The organism is Streptomyces sp. NPDC026522, assembly GCF_055567555.1.
In genome coordinates this window covers 208,709-226,897 of sequence record NZ_JBVHQF010000004.1, presented here as the reverse complement: position 1 = coordinate 226,897, position 18,189 = coordinate 208,709, and the positions used below count along the sequence as shown (strand labels likewise).

13 protein-coding genes are annotated in these 18,189 nt (G+C 72.0%); 11 read left to right on the top strand and 2 right to left on the bottom strand.

Features of this window, described 5'->3' with window-relative positions; genetic code table 11:
* Nucleotides 1-25 precede the first annotated feature (25 nt).
* The 11 genes from ACZ4M3_RS12465 to galE all read left to right on the top strand — a co-directional run bounded on the left by ACZ4M3_RS12465 (nt 26) and on the right by galE (nt 13,955).
* A complete protein-coding gene (locus tag ACZ4M3_RS12465) occupies nt 26-1,951 on the top strand; it encodes a TIGR03960 family B12-binding radical SAM protein (protein WP_467731693.1) in 1,926 nt (641 codons plus the stop codon).
* 155 nt (nt 1,952-2,106) lie between these two features.
* A complete protein-coding gene (locus ACZ4M3_RS12460) occupies nt 2,107-2,325 on the top strand; it encodes a type II toxin-antitoxin system VapB family antitoxin (RefSeq protein ID WP_467731691.1) in 219 nt (72 codons plus the stop codon).
* The gene (locus ACZ4M3_RS12455; RefSeq protein ID WP_467731689.1) at nt 2,325-2,756 is read left to right on the top strand and encodes a PIN domain-containing protein; all 432 of its coding nucleotides are present in this window, start codon (nt 2,325-2,327) and stop codon (nt 2,754-2,756) included. Before ACZ4M3_RS12460 ends, ACZ4M3_RS12455 begins: the two co-directional genes overlap by 1 nt.
* Before the next feature lie 93 nt (nt 2,757-2,849).
* Complete coding sequence (locus tag ACZ4M3_RS12450; protein ID WP_467731687.1) at nt 2,850-3,500, top strand: hypothetical protein; 651 nt, start codon at nt 2,850-2,852, stop codon at nt 3,498-3,500.
* A 172-nt stretch (nt 3,501-3,672) separates the two neighbouring features.
* A complete protein-coding gene (locus tag ACZ4M3_RS12445) occupies nt 3,673-4,452 on the top strand; it encodes a TIGR03936 family radical SAM-associated protein (protein WP_467732236.1) in 780 nt (259 codons plus the stop codon).
* Between the two features lie 233 nt (nt 4,453-4,685).
* Nucleotides 4,686-8,720, top strand: a complete 4,035-nt coding sequence (locus ACZ4M3_RS12440; protein WP_467731685.1) for an Rne/Rng family ribonuclease — start codon at nt 4,686-4,688, stop codon at nt 8,718-8,720.
* A gap of 277 nt (nt 8,721-8,997) precedes the next feature.
* Complete coding sequence (rplU, locus tag ACZ4M3_RS12435; RefSeq protein ID WP_030159347.1) at nt 8,998-9,318, top strand: 50S ribosomal protein L21; 321 nt, start codon at nt 8,998-9,000, stop codon at nt 9,316-9,318.
* Nucleotides 9,319-9,331: 13 nt separating this feature from the next.
* Entirely contained in the window at nt 9,332-9,586 is a 255-nt protein-coding gene (rpmA, locus tag ACZ4M3_RS12430; RefSeq protein WP_030013081.1) for a 50S ribosomal protein L27, read from the top strand.
* Nucleotides 9,587-9,753: 167 nt separating this feature from the next.
* Complete coding sequence (gene obgE, locus ACZ4M3_RS12425; protein WP_467731683.1) at nt 9,754-11,199, top strand: GTPase ObgE; 1,446 nt, start codon at nt 9,754-9,756, stop codon at nt 11,197-11,199.
* A 69-nt stretch (nt 11,200-11,268) separates the two neighbouring features.
* Nucleotides 11,269-12,894 carry a glycosyltransferase gene (locus ACZ4M3_RS12420; protein ID WP_467731681.1) on the top strand — a complete coding sequence of 542 codons (1,626 nt, stop codon included), beginning with the start codon at nt 11,269-11,271 and terminating at the stop codon, nt 12,892-12,894.
* A gap of 59 nt (nt 12,895-12,953) precedes the next feature.
* On the top strand, nt 12,954-13,955 hold the full coding sequence (gene galE, locus ACZ4M3_RS12415) for a UDP-glucose 4-epimerase GalE (protein ID WP_467731679.1): 1,002 nt from the start codon (nt 12,954-12,956) through the stop codon (nt 13,953-13,955).
* Nucleotides 13,956-14,039: 84 nt separating this feature from the next.
* Here galE and ACZ4M3_RS12410 read toward each other — a convergent pair whose 3' ends face one another.
* Nucleotides 14,040-15,233 (bottom strand): glycosyltransferase, encoded by a 1,194-nt coding sequence (locus ACZ4M3_RS12410; RefSeq protein WP_467731677.1) that lies wholly within the window; start codon nt 15,231-15,233, stop codon nt 14,040-14,042.
* Entirely contained in the window at nt 15,230-18,100 is a 2,871-nt protein-coding gene (locus ACZ4M3_RS12405) for a bifunctional glycosyltransferase/CDP-glycerol:glycerophosphate glycerophosphotransferase (protein WP_467731675.1), read from the bottom strand. Before ACZ4M3_RS12405 ends, ACZ4M3_RS12410 begins: the two co-directional genes overlap by 4 nt.
* Nucleotides 18,101-18,189 lie beyond the last annotated feature (89 nt).

Genomic DNA, 18,189 nt, shown 5'->3' with positions numbered 1-18,189 from the left:
CCCCTGCCCGCTTCACGAAAGTCGCGTGATGTCCGAGTCGGTCTTCCCACAGCTCGAAGCGCTGCTCCCGCATGTGCAGAAGCCCATCCAGTACGTCGGTGGTGAACTCAACTCCACCGTCAAGGTCTGGGACGAGTGCGACGTCCGCTGGGCGCTGATGTACCCGGACGCGTACGAGGTCGGTCTGCCCAACCAGGGCGTCATGATCCTCTACGAGGTGCTGAACGAGCGGGAGGGCGTGCTCGCCGAACGCACGTACAGCGTGTGGCCGGACCTCGAAGAGCTGATGCGCGAGCACAAGGTCCCGCAGTTCACCGTCGACTCCCACCGCCCCGTCGGTGATTTCGACGTCTTCGGGCTCTCCTTCTCCACCGAGCTCGGCTACACCAACATGCTGACGGCGCTGGACCTCGCGGGCATCCCGCTGGAGGCCCGCAACCGTACGGTCGAGCACCCCATCGTGCTCGCCGGCGGCCACGCGGCCTTCAACCCCGAGCCGATCGCCGAGTTCATCGACTGCGCGGTCATCGGCGACGGCGAGCAGGCCGTCCTCGACATGACCGAGATCATCCGGACCTGGAAGGCCGAGGGCCGCCCGGGCGGGCGCGAGGAAGTCCTGCTCCGGCTGGCCAGGACCGGCCAGGTCTACGTCCCCGGGTTCTACGACGTCGACTACCTGCCGGACGGCCGCATCGCGCGCGTCGCCCCGAACCGGTCGGGCGTCCCGTACCGGGTCTCCAAGCACACGGTCATGGACCTCGACGAGTGGCCGTACCCGAAGCAGCCGCTGGTCCCGCTCGCCGAGACCGTCCACGAGCGGATGTCCGTAGAGATCTTCCGCGGCTGCACCCGCGGCTGCCGTTTCTGCCAGGCCGGCATGATCACGCGCCCCGTGCGGGAGCGAAGCATCACCGGCATCGGCGAGATGGTCGAGAAGGGTCTCAAGGCCACCGGCTTCGAGGAGGTCGGCCTCCTGTCGCTGTCCTCCGCGGACCACACCGAGATCGCGGACATCGCCAAGGGCCTGGCCGACCGCTACTCGGACGACAAGGTGGGGCTGTCCCTGCCGTCGACCCGGGTGGACGCGTTCAACGTGGACCTGGCCAACGAGCTGACCCGCAACGGTCGCCGCTCCGGCCTGACCTTCGCGCCCGAGGGCGGCTCCGAGCGGATGCGCAAGGTCATCAACAAGATGGTCTCGGAAGAGGACCTCATCCGCACCGTCGCCACCGCGTACGGCAACGGCTGGCGCCAGGTGAAGCTGTACTTCATGTGCGGCCTGCCGACGGAGACCGACGAGGACGTCCTGCAGATCGGCGACATGGCGGTCAACGTCATCGCCAAGGGCCGCGAGGTCTCGGGCCAGAACGACATCCGCTGCACGGTGTCGATCGGCGGCTTCGTGCCGAAGCCGCACACCCCCTTCCAGTGGGCGCCGCAGCTGTCGGCGGAGGAGACGGACGCCCGCCTGGGCAAGCTCCGCGACAAGATCCGCGCCGACAAGAAGTACGGCCGCTCGATCGGTTTCCGCTACCACGACGGCAAGCCCGGCATCGTGGAAGGCCTCCTCTCGCGCGGCGACCGCCGCATCGGCGACGTCATCCGCGCGGTCTACGAGTCCGGCGGCCGCTTCGACGGCTGGCGCGAGCACTTCTCGTACGACCGCTGGATGCAGGCGGCGGAGCAGACGCTGCCCGCCTACGGCGTGGACGTGGCCTGGTACACCACCCGCGAGCGCACGTACGAGGAGGTCCTCCCCTGGGACCACCTCGACTCCGGCCTGGACAAGGACTGGCTCTGGGAGGACTGGCAGGACGCCCTCGACGAGACGGAGGTCGACGACTGCCGCTGGACCCCGTGCTTCGATTGCGGCGTGTGTCCTCAGATGGACACCCAGATCCAGATTGGGCCGACGGGGAAGAAGCTGCTGCCGCTGTCGGTCGTGAAGTGACCTGAGCCCGCGGTCCGCGATGTGCCCCTCACCGGGATCCGGTGAGGGGCATATTCATTGGAGGGGGGCGTGAAGGTTAACTGCATGAGGGGGGCGCGGATATCCTGTAGGGGCATGTGTGGGAATACTCTGCTCCCCGTCAGGAGGTCGCCGGTATGGCCAAGACCGTGATCGACATCAACGAGGAGGCGCTCACGCTCGCCGCGGAAGCGCTCGGGACGACCACGAAGAAGGACACGGTCAATGCCGCGCTGGTGGAAATAGGAGCGCGGCTCCTTCGGCAGCGTGCTCTGGAGCGGCTCCTCAAGCTCGACGAGGAAGGCGCCTTCGACAAGGGTCGGGAAGCGGGATTCAAGCAGGAGGTGCGCGGATAGTGGGGGAGGCGGCCGAGGGCGTGTTCCTGATCGACACCTCCGCCGCGCACCGGATCACCCTGCCGGGGCCGTTCTCCGTCTGGCGCCCGGCGCTCGCCGCGGGACGGATCGGCATGTGCGCGGTGACCGAGGTCGAGGCGTTGTGCTCCGCCCGCTCGGCTGCCCAATACGCCGAGATGCGGCGGGCGTTCGCCGATCTCTACGCGTGGCACGCCATCCCGGACGACGTGTGGGAGAGGGTCCGGGCCGTGCAGGGCATCCTGGCCGAGGCCGGGTGCGTGCGCTCGGCAGGAGTGGTCGACCTGGTGCTGGCGGTCACGGCTGCCCGGCACCGGCTGACCGTGCTGCACTACGACCGCGCCTTCGAGACGCTCGCCAAGCACATGGACCTGCGGACCCAGTGGCTCGCCGAGCCCGGGTCCATCGACTGAGCGGGCGCCGTGCGCAACGGGGTGGGGGTTCTGGGCGTCCCCGACGGTATGGGAGATGAAGTGCGGCAGGGGGGCGGGTGCCTGGTGGTGCCCGTGAAGATCGTGGCGGTGCTCGTCGTGCTGCCCGTACGGGTGGTGTGGGACGTGGTGGCCGGCGCCGCCCGGGCGCTGCACCGGTATGTGCTGGGGCCCCTGTACACCTACGTCCTCGGGCCGGTGCTGCGCGCGCTGGGGCAGGTGGTCTCCGTCCTGCTCAGGCTGGTGTTCGTCTGGCCCTGGGTCGGGTTGTGGCGGTACCTGCTGGGGCCGCTGGCGCGGGCGCTGTACGACTACCTGCTCGCGCCCGTCGGATGGGCGTTGTACGCCTACCTGCTGCGGCCCCTCGGGCTCGTGGTGTGGCGGTACCTGCTGGTGCCGGTCGGGCAGGGGCTGGCCTGGGGCTGCGTACGGCTGTACCGGTACGTGCTGCGGCCCCTGGGGGAAGTGCTCGGCTGGGCGTGGGGGGTGGCCGGGCGGGTGCTGCGGGCCCTCGGGCGCGGGTTGCGGTGGGCCGGGTGGGTGCTCCTCGGGTGGCCGCTCTCGCAGGTGTACCGGTACCTTCTGACCCCGGTGGGACACGCCCTGCGCGCGGTGTGGCGCCCGGCCCGCGCCGCGGTGCGCGAGGCGCGGGCCGAGGTGCGGCGGATGCTGTTCGGTACTCCTCCCGGGGAAACCGGCGAGGTCACGGGCGCGTACTCTGAGTAGTACGACAGCCGCCGACGCGGCTCCCGCCGCAGAGTTCTCCCCGCCGCGATGAGTGGGGGTGAGCCGCGGCGGGTCGACGGACCTCAGGGCGACGCGCGAGCCGCGGAGCCCCGCACAAGGAGAAGAACCACTGGGCAAGCGACAGCCCGAAGGCCCGCCTCCGGCACCGGTGGTGCAGCGCATCCGACTGCGCTACACCAAGCGCGGACGCCTCCGGTTCACCAGCCACCGGGACTTCCAGCGTGCCTTCGAGCGGGCCCTGCGCCGCTCCGAGGTGCCCATGGCGTACTCGGCCGGCTTCACCCCGCACCCCCGGGTCTCGTACGCGAACGCCGCGCCCACCGGCACCGGCAGTGAGGCCGAGTACCTGGAGATCGCCCTCGCCGAGCCCCGCGACCCCGCGAAGCTCCGCGAGCTGCTGGACGAGTCGATGCCGGTAGGGCTCGACATCGTCGACGCCGTCGAGGCCCGGACCTCCGGGCTGGCCGAGCGGCTCACGGCCTCCGTGTGGGAGCTGCGCCTGGACGGCGTGGACCCCGCGGACGCCGAGCGGGCCGTGACCGCCTTCCTCGCCGCCGAAACCGTCGAGGTCCAGCGCCGCACCAAGAACGGCATGCGGACCTTCGACACCCGAAGTGCGGTCGTCAGCCTCGCAGCGGATCCCGCTCCGGCTGATAGGCCACTGGACAATGCCTGTGCGATACTGCGGCTGGTTGTTCGGCATCTGACACCTGCCGTGCGACCCGACGACGTCCTGTCCGGTCTCCGAGCTGTGGCCGACCTGGCGCCGCCGGTCCCCGCAGCGGTGACCAGGCTGGCGCAGGGGCTCTTCGACGAGGAGTCCGGCACGGTGACCGACCCGCTCGCGCCCGACCGCGAGGCTGTCACGGCCGCCCCACCCACGGCCGCCGTAGCAGCCGACGCGAAGGCTCTGGAAGGTCCCGCCGCGTAAGGATCGCCGTCGTCGCGCCGCCCTGGCACCCGGGAGCCAACCGGGTCGGGCAGCGCACAGACCTGAAGACTTCCGCCAGGCCGTACCGACAACGCGTACGGAACCGGCGGCCACGAACTGAGCTCCCGTGTGGCGAACGCGCCCCGGAGGCCGGCTCCGCGCCCATCGCGCGAAGCCGTGCCGGACCGGATGTCAGCCGCGGCGCCCGGGAGCGTGACGGGAGAACCGCCCGCATGCTCGACAACGAAACCGAGAACACCAACCCCACCGCCGCCGGCCACGCCGACAGCGGAACCCCGAGCGACAGCCTGCCGCCACGCAGGCGTCGTCGCGCCGCGTCCCGGCCCGCCGGGCCGCCCGGTGCCACGGCCGCCGAGGCCGCCCCGGCCGCCGCCGCGCCCGTCGAAGCTCCCGCCGAGGAGGCCGCTCCGGCCGCCGCCCCGGCCCGGGCCCGCCGCCGGGCGACCCGCGCCGTGGCCGCTCCGGCCGCCGAGACCGTGGCCGAGGTGGTGGTCGAGGCTCCGGCCGCGCCCGTCGCGCCCGTCGAAGCTCCCGCCGAGGAGGCCGCTCCGGCCGCCGCTCCCGCGCCGCGGGCCCGTCGTCGTGCGACCCGCGCCGTGACGGCCCCCGAGGCCCCGGCCGCCGAGGCCGTGCCCGTGGTGGAGGAGCCCGGTGTGGCGGAGTCCGCCGCTCCCGCGCCGCGGGCCCGTCGCCGTGCGACCCGCGCCGTGACGGCCCCCGAGGCCCCGGCCGCCGAGGCCGTGCCCGTGGTGGAGGAGCCCGCCGAGGCCGCTCCCGCCGTGGCGGAGCCCGCTGCCCCGGCCCGGGTCCGTCGCCGTGCGACCCGCGCCGTGTCCGCCCCGGAGGCTCCGGCCGCCGAGAGCGCCGCGGCCGCGCCCGCCGCCGAGGAGCCGGTCGCCGCCAAGGCCACCGTCACCGTCGCCGACGCCGTCGACTCCCCGAAGCGCGGCGGCCGCCGCCGCGCGACCCGCTCCACCGCGCCGGCCGCCCCCGCGCAGCCCGTCGCCGCCGCCGAGCCCGAGGCGCCCGCCGCCCCGGCGCCGGCCCGTGGCGCCCGCCGCGCCGCGCGTCCCGCCGTGGCCGTCTTCCAGGCCCCGGTGTTCGCCGAGCCGATGTTCCAGACGCCGGAGACCGCCGCCATGGCCGCCGCGGCCGCGGCCGCAGCCTCCCAGGCCGAGGAAGCCGAGGAGGAAGAGGAGATCGAGGCCGAGGCCCCGGCCGCCGCGGCCCCCGCCGCGCAGCCGGCCGGCCGTCGCCGCCGCCGCGGCCGTGGCGCCGTCGAGGCCGCTCCGGTCGCCGAGCCGGCTCCCGTCTCGTCGGGCCCCGTCTCGCTGGCCGACGTAGAGACGCACGAGGTCGAGGAGGCGGAGGCCGAGGCCGAGGCCGCCGACCTGGACGACGACGAGAGCGACGGCGAGCGTCCGTCGCGTCGCCGCCGTCGCGGTGGCCGTCGCCGCCGTCGCGGTGAGGCCGCCGACCTGGACGAGTCCGCCGATGCGGAGGCCGAGGCCGAGGCCGCCGAGCAGGAGGCCGACGAGGAGGCCGAGGACGACGAGGCAGACGAGTCCGGCGCCCTGGGCTCCAGCTCCAGCCGTCGTCGCCGTCGTCGCCGCCGTCGCAGCGGTGACAGCGGTACGGACGTCGAGGCGTCCGAGGACGACGGGGTCCGCACCGTCGTCAAGGTCCGCGAGCCGCGTCCGGCCCGCGAGAAGGCCGAGCCGTCGGACGAGGTCCAGTCCATCAAGGGCTCGACCCGTCTGGAGGCGAAGAAGCAGCGCCGCCGCGAGGGCCGCGAGCAGGGCCGCCGCCGCGTCCCGATCATCACCGAGGCCGAGTTCCTGGCCCGCCGTGAGGCCGTCGAGCGCGTGATGGTCGTCCGCCAGGCGGGCGAGCGCACCCAGATCGGCGTCCTCGAGGACAACGTGCTCGTCGAGCACTACGTCAACAAGGAAGAGGCCACTTCGTACGTCGGCAACGTCTACCTGGGCAAGGTCCAGAACGTGCTGCCGTCGATGGAGGCCGCCTTCATCGACATCGGCAAGGGCCGCAACGCCGTCCTGTACGCCGGTGAGGTCAACTTCGAGGCGCTGGGCATGGCCAACGGCCCCCGCCGCATCGAGTCCGCCCTCAAGTCGGGCCAGTCGGTCCTGGTGCAGGTCACCAAGGACCCGATCGGCCACAAGGGTGCCCGGCTGACCAGCCAGGTGTCGCTGCCCGGCCGGTACCTGGTCTACGTGCCCGAGGGCTCGATGACCGGGATCAGCCGCAAGCTGCCCGACACCGAGCGCGCGCGCCTGAAGACCATCCTCAAGAAGATCGTCCCCGAGGACGCGGGCGTCATCGTGCGCACCGCCGCCGAGGGCGCGAGCGAGGACGAGCTGCGCCGTGACGTCGAGCGTCTGCAGGCCCAGTGGGAGGACATCCAGAAGAAGTCGAAGCAGATCACGACGTCTTCGCCGAGCCTGCTGTACGGCGAGCCGGACATGACCGTCCGGGTCGTGCGCGACATCTTCAACGAGGACTTCTCGAAGGTCATCGTCAGCGGTGACCAGGCGTGGGAGACCATCCACGGCTACGTGTCCCACGTGGCGCCGGACCTCGCGGACCGGCTGTCGCGCTGGACCTCCGAGGTGGACGTCTTCGCGACGTACCGGATCGACGAGCAGCTCGCCAAGGCGCTCGACCGCAAGGTGTGGCTGCCCTCGGGCGGCTCCCTCGTGATCGACAAGACCGAGGCGATGATCGTCATCGACGTCAACACCGGCAAGTTCACCGGTCAGGGCGGCAACCTGGAGGAGACCGTCACCAGGAACAACCTGGAGGCGGCCGAGGAGATCGTGCGCCAGCTGCGGCTGCGCGACCTGGGCGGCATCGTCGTCATCGACTTCATCGACATGGTGCTGGAGTCGAACCGGGACCTGGTGCTGCGCCGCATGCTGGAGTGCCTGGGCCGGGACCGGACCAAGCACCAGGTGGCCGAGGTCACCTCGCTGGGCCTGGTGCAGATGACCCGCAAGCGGGTGGGCCAGGGTCTGCTGGAGTCCTTCTCCGAGACCTGCGTCCACTGCAACGGCCGCGGTGTGATCGTGCACATGGACATCCCGACCGCGGCGGGCGGCGGCGGCAACGGCAAGCGCTCCAAGCGCCGTGGCGGCCGCGGCCACGAGCACGACCACGAGATCGAGGCCGTGGACACGGTCGAGACCGTCGACGCCGAGGAGTACGAGGCCGAGACGGAGGCGGAGCTGGCGGCCGAGGTCGCGGCCCCGCGTGCGCTGCCCGAGCCGGAGTTCGCCGCGGGCGAGGAGCTGTACGGCAGCCCGGCCGAGGCGGAGGCCGCCGCGGGCATCAGCAGCCGGCGCAACCGTCGCCGGGCCACCCGTAAGGCGACCGCTCCGGCGGGCGCCCCGCGCGGTGCGGCGGCCGTCCCGGCGCAGGCCCCGGCCGAGCTGGCCCCGGTGACCCCGGTCATCGAGGAGGAGCCGGTGACGGCGCCGGCCGACACCGTGCTGGAGCCGGCCGCCGAGGTCGTCGCCGAGGCCGTGGAGGCCGCCGAGACGGTCGTGGCCGCCCCGGTGGAGGAGGCCCCGAAGGGCCGTACGCGTCGGCGTGCGACCCGTAAGGCCACCGCCCCCGCGGGTGCTCCGGCGGCTTCGGCCGAGCCGGAAACGGTGGTCGAGACCGTGGTGGAGGCCGTGGTCGAGCCCGAGCCGGCCCCCGTGGTCGAGCCCGAGCCCGCGCCGGTCGCCCCGGAGGAGGCCCCGGCCGAGGCCGTGGCCGAGGCCGTGGCCGAGGCCGTGGCCGAGGCCGTGGCCGAGGCCGCTCCGGCCCGTCCGCGCCGCCGCGCCACCCGTAAGGCCACCGCCCCGGCCGGTTCCCCGGCGGGTGCGGCCGAGGCTGCGGTCCTGGTCGTGGAGACGCCGTCGGCGGAGCCGCAGGCGCCGGTGGAAGCGGAGCAGACCGCGGCCGGGGCCGAGGAAGCCGCTCCGGCCGTCGCCAAGAAGGCGGTCCGCAAGACGGCCGCCAAGAAGGCGACCACCACCGCGGCCAAGAAGGCCCCGGCGAAGAAGGCCCCGGCCAAGAAGGCGGCGGCGACCAAGACCGCCACCGCGAAGAAGACGGCCGCCAAGAAGGCCACCACGGCCACCACGGCGGCCAAGAAGGCCCCGGCCAAGCGGGCGACGAAGAAGACCGCGGCGGCCGAGCAGCAGACGCCGCCGTCGGTCTCGGCTCCCACCGAAGGCTGATCCGTCGTACGGCCGTGGGCCCCGCCGAACGGCGGGGCCCACGGCCTTGCGGAGGCCGGTTTGACCCCCCGGAACCAGCCCCGTAACCTAGACCGTCGGCATGTCCTAGACGATTTGACGTCTAGTGCGCGTCGCGCTCCTGAGCACCTTCCTCCCAACCGCTGCGCCTGTGCGCCGCACGGGAGAGGCCGCTCGTCCAATCCGGATCACCGTGGGCCCCGGCCCATGTGAGCGGCTGGCTTCAGGAGCATCCGTCCCGAGTGAGAGAGAGATCCGCGTGTACGCCATCGTGCGCAGCGGTGGTCGCCAGCACAAGGTTGCTGTTGGTGACATCGTTGAGGTTGACAAGATTTCCACTGCCAAGGTTGGCGACACGGTCGAGCTCTCGACCCTGCTCGTTGTCGACGGCGACGCCGTGACCAGCGACCCGTGGGTGCTGGCCGGGATCAAGGTTCAGGCCGAGATCGTGGACCACCACAAGGGCGCCAAGATCGACATCCTGCGCTACAAGAACAAGACCGGCTACCGCCGTCGCCAGGGTCACCGCCAGCAGTACACGGCGATCAAGGTCACCGGTATCCCCACGGCTGCGAAGTAAGAGGGACTGAGACATGGCACACAAGAAGGGCGCATCGTCCACCCGGAACGGGCGCGACTCCAATGCCCAGCGGCTCGGCGTGAAGCGCTTCGGCGGTCAGGTCGTTTCCGCCGGCGAGATCCTCGTCCGCCAGCGCGGCACCCACTTCCACCCGGGTTCGGGTGTCGGTCGTGGTGGCGACGACACGCTGTTCGCGCTGCAGGCCGGTTCGGTCGAGTTCGGCACGCACCGTGGCCGCAAGGTCGTCAACATCGTTCCGGCCGCCTGATCTCAGCTCTGCTGAACAGGCGTACGTAACTTCCCGAGGGCGGATCTCAGCTCTTCCCGGCGCGAGCCGGGAAGAGAGGTCCGCCCTCGGCGCGTTGTCACATAGACACGTTTAATGGGCAGCAAGGCCTGCCCGGGACATTCCCGTATGTATCTGGAGGAACACCCATGACCACCTTCGTGGACCGCGTCGAGCTGCACGTCGCCGCGGGTAACGGGGGCCACGGCTGCGCCTCCGTTCACCGGGAGAAGTTCAAGCCGCTCGGCGGCCCCGACGGCGGCAACGGCGGCCGTGGCGGCGACGTCATCCTGGTGGTGGAGCAGGCGGTCACGACCCTGCTGGACTACCACCACAGCCCCCACCGCAAGGCCACCAACGGCAAGCCCGGCGAGGGCGGCAACCGCTCCGGCAAGGACGGCCAGGACCTGGTCCTGCCCGTGCCGGACGGCACCGTCGTCCTCGACAAGGAGGGCAACGTCCTCGCCGACCTCGTCGGCCAGGGCACCACGTACGTCGCCGCCGAGGGCGGCCGCGGCGGTCTGGGCAACGCCGCGCTGGCCTCCGCGCGCCGCAAGGCGCCCGGCTTCGCGCTCCTCGGCGTCCCCGGCACCACCGGCGACATCGTCCTGGAGCTCAAGACCGTCGCCGACGTGGCGCTGGTCGGCTTCCCGAGCGCCGGCAAGTCCTCGCTGATCTCGGTGCTCTCCGCCGCCAAGCCGAAGATCGCGGACTACCCCTTCACCACCCTCGTCCCGAACCTGGGCGTGGTCACGGCCGGCTCGACCGTCTACACCATCGCCGACGTCCCGGGTCTGATCCCGGGCGCCAGCCAGGGCAAGGGCCTGGGCCTGGAGTTCCTGCGCCACGTCGAGCGCTGCTCGGTGTTGGTGCACGTACTGGACACCGCCACCCTGGAGTCCGACCGCGACCCGGTGGCCGACCTCGACGTCATCGAGGAAGAGCTCAAGATCTACGGCGGCGGCCTGGAGAAGCGCCCGCGCCTCGTCGTCCTCAACAAGGTCGACATCCCCGACGGCCAGGACCTCGCGGACATGGTCCGCCCCGACCTGGAGGCGCGCGGCTACAAGGTCTTCGAGGTCTCCGCCGTGGCCCGTACGGGCCTCAAGGAGCTCTCCTACTTCCTCGCCGAGGTCGTCGCGAAGGCGCGCGCCCGCAAGCCGAAGGAGGAGGCGACCCGTATCGTCATCCGCCCGAAGGCCGTGGACGACGCCGGCTTCACCGTCACCTACGACGAGGTCGAGGACGTCTACAACGTGCGCGGCGAGAAGCCCGAGCGCTGGGTGCGCCAGACCGACTTCAACAACGACGAGGCCGTCGGCTACCTCGCCGACCGGCTCAACCGCCTCGGTGTCGAGGACGCGCTCAAGAAGGCCGGCGCCCGCGCCGGTGACGGCGTGGCCATCGGCTCCGACGAGAACGCCGTCGTCTTCGACTGGGAGCCGACCATGATGGCCGGCGCCGAGATGCTGGGCCGCCGTGGTGAGGACCACCGTATGGAAGCCCCGCGCCCGGCCACGCAGCGGCGCAAGGAGCGGGACGCCAAGCGCGGCGACTCCGCCCAGCAGGAGTACGACGAGTTCCGCCCCTTCTGAGGCGGCACTGCGGAGGCGTGAGCGGTCCTGTTGAGGTGGCCTTTACCCGGGTCGCCTAGGATCCACTGGGTGACCCGCACCAATGCCGCCACCGTTTCCGTCGTGGTGATCGCGTACAACGACGCCGGGCTCGTGGGCGAGGCCGTTACCTCGGCTCTCGCCCAGGGCCCGGTGGTCGCCGAGGTCGTCGCCGTCAACGACGCCTCCTCCGACGACACCGCGCGGGTGCTGGACGAACTGGCCGCCCTGCACCCCCGGGTGAAGGTCCTGCACCGAACCGAGAACAGCGGTGGCTGCGGAACCCCGCGCAACGACGGGATCGCGGCCGCGGCCGCCCCGTACGTCCTCTTCCTCGACAGTGACGACGTCCTGCCGCCGGGCGCGGCCGAAGCCCTGGTCAGCGCCGCGCGGGAGCAGAAGACGCCGGTGACCGTGGGCGCGTGCGTACGGCGCGAGCTGCCGCAGTACCAGGACGTGCCGTGGGTGCCGGGGCTGTACACGCCCGGTGACGTGATCGAGCGGCCCACGCAGCGGACCGAGCTGGTCCGCGACACCCTGTGCGTCAACAAGCTCTACGAGCGAGCCTTCCTGGACGAGCACGCGATCCGGTTCCCCGACGGCCGCTTCCGCTACGAGGACTTCGTCTTCACCGCCCGCGTGCTGGCAGCGGAGCCCCGCGTCGCGGTGATCGGCGACCTCGTCTACGTCTGGCACGTACGCCGCGACGCCGCGCGGGTGTCGATCTCCCTCGACCGCAAGGACGTCGGCAACTGGCGTTCGCGCATCGAGGCCCACCGCACCGCTTCCCGGATCCTGTCCGAGGCCTCGCCGGAGCTGGGGCACGCCTGTCGGGTCAAGTTCCTGGAGTACGACCTGCGCATGTACCTGCGCGAGATCGGCCGGGACCCCGAGTACCAGACGGCCTGGTGGACCCTGACGCGGGATTACCTGGCCGGCTTCGCCGACGCCGACATCGAGGCCGCCGGGGCGCACGCGCGCTGGATCGTCCGGCTGCTGCGGGCCACCGCGACGCCGCCCGCCGACCTCGCGCGGCTCGCCCGCTTCGCCGCCGAACCCCCGCGCCTGGAGCCCCCGTACGCGACGGCCGCCGACGGGCTGCCGGTGTGGAGCGAGGAGCTGCCCGTGGAGCTGGACCGGCTGGCGCACCTGCCGGTGGCCGAGCTGCCCGTCACCATCGACGCCCGGGCGGCGGGTGTCGCGGGGCTGCGCCTGCGGGTGCACGACCTGTACGGGCGCCTCGCCGCGGCCGGGCCGCTCAGCGCCCGGCCGGTGTTCCTGCCGCGGTCGGGCGGGGAGGCCGTCCGGGGGGAGCCGGTGGAGCTGCGCGCGGCGCCGGACGGCGACGGCTGGGTCTGTGACGTGCCGTTCCGCCTGACCATGCTGGCCGAGTCCGGGCGGCGCCAGGGCCGGCGCGGGATGCAGGCCTGGGGCGTGCAGATCGGCGTGGAGTGTGCCGACGGGAGCTCCGTACTCACCTCCCCGCGCCCCCTCGATGACCTGCTGCGTCGGCGCGCCCTGTTCAGCAGCCGGTACGGTGTTCTGCTGGCGCAGCCCTACCGCACGGCCGGCGGTTCGCTGGCGGTGCGGCTCGCGCCGGGTGCGGCGGGTGCGCTCAGCTTCGTGCGCAACCGGCTCGGCAGGGCCAGGGCCAAGGCGGCGCTGCCGTCGGGCTGACCGGCGTCGCAGGCACAGGGCTGAACCCCACAGGACAGACAGGACTCGGGAGACTAGGCATGACTTTTCTGATCACCGGCGGCGCCGGGTACATCGGCGCGCACGTCGTCCGGGCGATGCTCCTCGCGGGCGAGCAGGTCGTCGTCCTCGACGACCTCTCCACGGGCGACCAGAGCCGGGTGCCGGAGGGCGTGCCGCTGGTGATCGGCTCGGTCCTGGACCGGCTGACCCTGGACGAGACCATCGCGCAGCACGAGATCACGGGTGTGGTGCACCTCGCGGGCAAGAAGCAGGTCGGCGAGTCCGTCGAGAAGCCGCTGTACTACTACCACGAGAACGTGCAGGGCCTGACGGTCCTGCTCCAGGCCGTGGCCGCCGCCGGCATCCGCAACTTCCTGTTCTCCTCCTCCGCCTCCGTCTACGGGATGCCGGACGTTGACCTCGTCACCGAGGACACCCCGTGCCTGCCGCTGAGCCCGTACGGCGAGACCAAGCTGGCCGGTGAGTGGCTGGTCCGCGCGGCCGGCAAGGCCCACGGCATCTCCACCGCCTGCCTGCGCTACTTCAACGTGGCGGGCGCCGCGACACCGGAGCTCGCCGACACCGGCGTCTTCAACCTCGTCCCGATGGTCTTCGAGCGCTACACCGCCGGTGAGGGCGCGCGGATCTTCGGCGACGACTACCCGACGCCCGACGGCACCTGCATCCGCGACTACATCCACGTCGAGGACCTGGCGGACGCCCACGTGGTGGCGGCCCGCAAGCTCGCCGAGTGGGGCGCGCAGGGCCAGTACCAGGACCTCACCGTCAACATCGGCCGCGGCGAGGGCGTCTCCGTCCGCGAGATGGTCGAGCTGATGAACGCCCACACCGGGCACGACCTCGCGCCCGTGGTCACCCCGCGCCGCCCCGGTGACCCGGCGAAGGTCGTGGCCTCGGCCGACAAGATCGCCGCCGAGCTGGGCTGGAAGGCCAAGCACGACGTCCGCGAGATGATCACCTCGGCCTGGGCGGGCTGGGAGGCCAACCGGGTGGGCGCCGTGGAGCAGGTGGGCAGGTAATCCGCTCGTACGAGAGCGCCCGCCCCGGATCCGGTCCGGGGCGGGCGCTCTCGTACGTACGCGCGGAGGTCAGCGCTCCAGGAATCAGCGCTCCAGGAAGGAGAACAGCTCCTCCCAGCGGTCGGTGATCTCGGCACTGGAGTAGCGGCGGACATCGCGGAACGCGGTGTCGCCCAGCCGGTCGCGCAGCTCGCCGTCCGTCATCAGCACGTCCAGGTGGCCCGCCAGCTCCATCGTGTTGCCGAGCCGGGCCAGCAGCCCGTCCTCACCGTGCCGCACGATCTCCCGTACGCCCGGCGCGCAGTCGAAGGCGACCACCGGCAGGCCCGCGGCCATCGCCTCCAGCAGCGTGATGGGAAACCCCTCGGCCCGGGAGGCCTGCGCGAACACCGAGGCCGCGCGCAGCGAGCCGAGCACGTCGTCGGTGCTGCCCATCCACCGCACGGACTCCTCGATGCCGAGTTCGGCGGCGTGCGCCCGCAGCTTGGGCTCCTCCACGCCCGCCCCGTAGATCCGCAGCACCCAGTCCGGGTGGCGTGGCACGGCGTCCGCCCAGGCGTCGAGCAGCAGGTCCATGCCCTTCTCGAACGCGAGACGGCCCACGGTCGCCACGACCTTCTCGGTGCGCGGGGCGGGGGAGTCCGGCATGAACGGCAGCGGGTTCGGCATGCTGTCCACGTTCTGCACGCCCGCCCGGATCCAGAGGTCCGCGTCCTCGGGCGTCAGCACGAGCAGCCGGTCCGCGTCCTGGTAGAAGCGCCGTACCCGCTCGCCGCGGGAGGACGTGTGGCTCGCCTCGTAGGACTCGTGGCTCATGCCGATCAGGGTGAGCCCCTTGGTGTCGGCGAGCGCCACCCACTCCATCGCCCACACCTGCGTGACGATGACCACCGCGCCCGGGCGGGCGGCGCGGAACAGCGTGTTCAGCGTCTCGGCCTTGGCCCGCATCCCCGCGCGCCGGGCCGCCTGGCGGCGCCGCTCCGGGGCGTTGAGCCGGCCCTTGAGGCCGCTCAGCCGGCGCGCGGCCGGCGGACGGGACGTGTACAGGGTCGTCGTCTCGTACGGGAGGTCCGGCGGGAACTTCTGCCGCAGCTCCTCCTCGACCGGCGCGATGCCGATGACGTGCACCCGGTGCCCGCGGTCGGTGAAGAGCCGGGCCATCTGGTGCGACCAGGTGGTCACACCGCCGAGCTCGTCCACGCTGTTGGAGACGAGGAAGATGTCACGGCCGTCCGGCGCGGACGCGGCGGCCGGGTCGGCGGCGCTCTGCTGGCTCACTTGCCGCTCCTGGTGAAGAACTTCTCGACGATCTGGCGGGCGGCGTCCCCGCGGTCGTACTCGCCGAACTCGGTGAGGAAGCGCTGGCGCGCCTCCGCGTACTTGGCGTCGGCCTCGTCGAAGGCGGAGACGGCCTGCATCAGCTCGTCGGCGGTGGCCACCACCGGCCCCGGCGCCTTCTCCTTGAGGTCGAAGTAGGTGCCGCGGATGTCCGTCGCGTACGCCTCGTAGTCGTAGGCGAAGAACAGCATCGGCCGGTCCAGCACCGCGTAGTCGAACATCACGGACGAGTAGTCCGTGATCAGGCCGTCGGCGAGGGCCAGCAGCGGGGTGATGTCGTGGTGCCGGGAAACGTCGATCACCCGGCCGGCGACGGACGGCGGCAGCGAGACGCTGTTCAGGTAGTGCGTGCGCACCAGCAGGACGAAACGGTCACCCAGCCGGTCCGCGAACTCCTCGACGTCGAAGGGGAAGGCGAAGTTCTCCACCGCGCCGTCGGCGGCCGCCCGGAAGGTCGGCGCGTACAGCAGCACCCGCTTGTCCGGGTCGATGCCCAGCTCGGCGGCGAGCGGCCCGCGGATCCGCTCCCCGCTCTGCACCTCGGCGCGGTGCGCCTCGACCAGGGCGTCGTTGCGCGGGTAGCCGCTGCGCATCAGCACCTCGTCACGCAGCCGGAAGCCCTTGGCGAGGGTCCGGGCGTCGTGTTCGGAGCGGATCAGGAAGTGGTCGAAGCGGTCCACGGCCGCCTGGAAGCGGTCCTGGCCTGCCTTGCCCTGGGCCTTGGTGCGGGGCTCGTGGAAGCCCATCCGCTTGAGCGCGGAGCCGTGCCAGGTCTGGATGTACGTGGTGCCCGCGCGCTTGGTCAGCGCCAGCGGGAAGCCCTGGTTGTCGACCCAGAACTCGGCCTGCGCCAGCGCCCGCAGGTACGGCCAGCCCCAGCGGCGGACCAGCGTGGCCTCCTTGGGGAAGCCGGTGGGCTTGGCGCCCGCGTACGACCAGATCGCCTCGAACGGCACGCCCTGGCGCACCATCTCCTCGTAGATCGCCTTCGGGCTGTCGCTGTACTGCTTGCCCATGTGGCTCTCGAAGACGACGGTGCCCTTCTTGACCGGCAGCTTCGAGAAGACCTCGTGGTAGACCTTCACCTTCTGCTCGCCCGAGCCGATGTTGCGGCGGGCCCGCAGGGCCTTGCGCAGGCCGCGCTTGACCACGCCCGCGGCCTTGCCGTGCATGGCGCTGTCGATCAGCGTCCGGGTGCGGACGGCGGCGGCGCTCTCGGCGGTCAGGACGTAGGAGAGGTTGCCCTTCTTGGTGACCTCCGGCTCGAAGCGGTCGGAGACCAGCCGGGTCAGCCGCGGCCGCACGCGCAGCCGGGCCGCCGACTCCAGGTCGACCCCGCCGACCGAGACGCGGGTGGTGATCCGGTCGCTGCCGGACGTCAGCTTCAGCCGGACGTCCCATACGGCGTCGATGATGCCCAGCGGGCGGACGGTGCTCGCGACGTCGGCGGTCGCGGTCCACTCGATCGTGTCACCGGCGTGGCGCACGGTTGTCACCGGGAAGCTGAACGAGCGCACGCCGATCTGCCGGCGGGCGCGGAACTCCAGAGTGGCCTTCAGCTCCTGCCCGTCCTTGATGCGGCCGAGCGGGTTGACGACGGCGCCGGACAGCGTGACCGTGCCGCGCCCGTCGTCCTCGTACGAGGTGAGGCGGTTGCCCAGGGAGAGCGAGGAGAGCGCGGTGGTGTGGAAGCCCTGCTCGGTGACGTCCAGTATCCGGCGGCCCTCGGCGTCGTCGAGGTGCCGGCCGCACCAGTAGACGCGGCCGTCGCGCTCGGCCAGCGGGGACGTCAGCCGTCCCTTGTTGGTCATCGCGTCCGCGGCCGGCAGCAGGTTGTCCCAGTCCTCCTTGCCGAGCAGGTAGGCGCAGATGGCCTGGAGGTGGGTGACGCTCTCATAGGCGGCGGGGTCGATGCCGGCGAGGTAGCCGTTGGCCAGCCGGGCGAACTCCTGGCGGTACGCGTCACCCAGCAGGGGCAGGTCGCGCAGGTGCAGCACCAGGTCGTGCTTGAGGAACTTGGCGTCCTTGGCCGTCTTGATGTCGGTGTGGCCCTTGGCGGCCAGCAGCTCGTCGACCCGGCGGTGGATCTCCATCCGGTGGACGAAGTTCGCGATCTCGTGGCGCCGGTTGCTGATCGACTTCGCCTCCGCCTTCTCGACCACGTTCCAGAAGTAGACGTGGTTCGGGATCAGCGTGATGCGGCGCGCGGCGACGTACGCCTGCGCGGAGAACAGCAGGTCCTCGTAGTGGATGCCGACCGGGAACTCCAGGCCCTGCTCCAGCAGGAACGCGCGCCGGTAGCACTTGTTCGTGGAGAGGGTGTCGTACACCAGCAGGTCCGGGTACTCGGTGATCGACTCCAGCGTGCGGGTGCGCGAGTAGATCCAGGGGTACCACTCGGTGGTCTTGCCCCACCGGTTGTCCAGGTGCACCCGGACGCACATGCCCGAGACCAGGTCGGAGCCGGTCCGCTCGGCCGCGGCCAGCATGTTCCGGCAGGCGTTTCGTTCCAGCACGTCGTCGCTGTCCAGGAACATGACGTAGGTGCCGGTGGCCTGCTGGATGCCGTGGTTGCGGGGCGCGCCGCAGCCGCCGCTGTTCTCCGGCAGGCGGAAGGCGCGTACCCGGCCCGGATGCGCCGCCTCCAGTTCCTGGGCGACCGCGTAGGACCGGTCCTTGCTGCAGTCGTCCACGATCACGACTTCGACCCCGTGAAGGGTCTGGTCCAAAACCGACTGGACGGCTGTCGACAGACGCTCTGCGTCGTTATAGACGATGACGACCACGGAGACGTCAGGCACGTGCACCTCGATCCCTTTGTTCCATTCCGCCCCCGGACTCCGTCCGGGGGGACCCCCCGCCCGTCAAAGCTACCGTGTGTCACGCGAGACTCCGG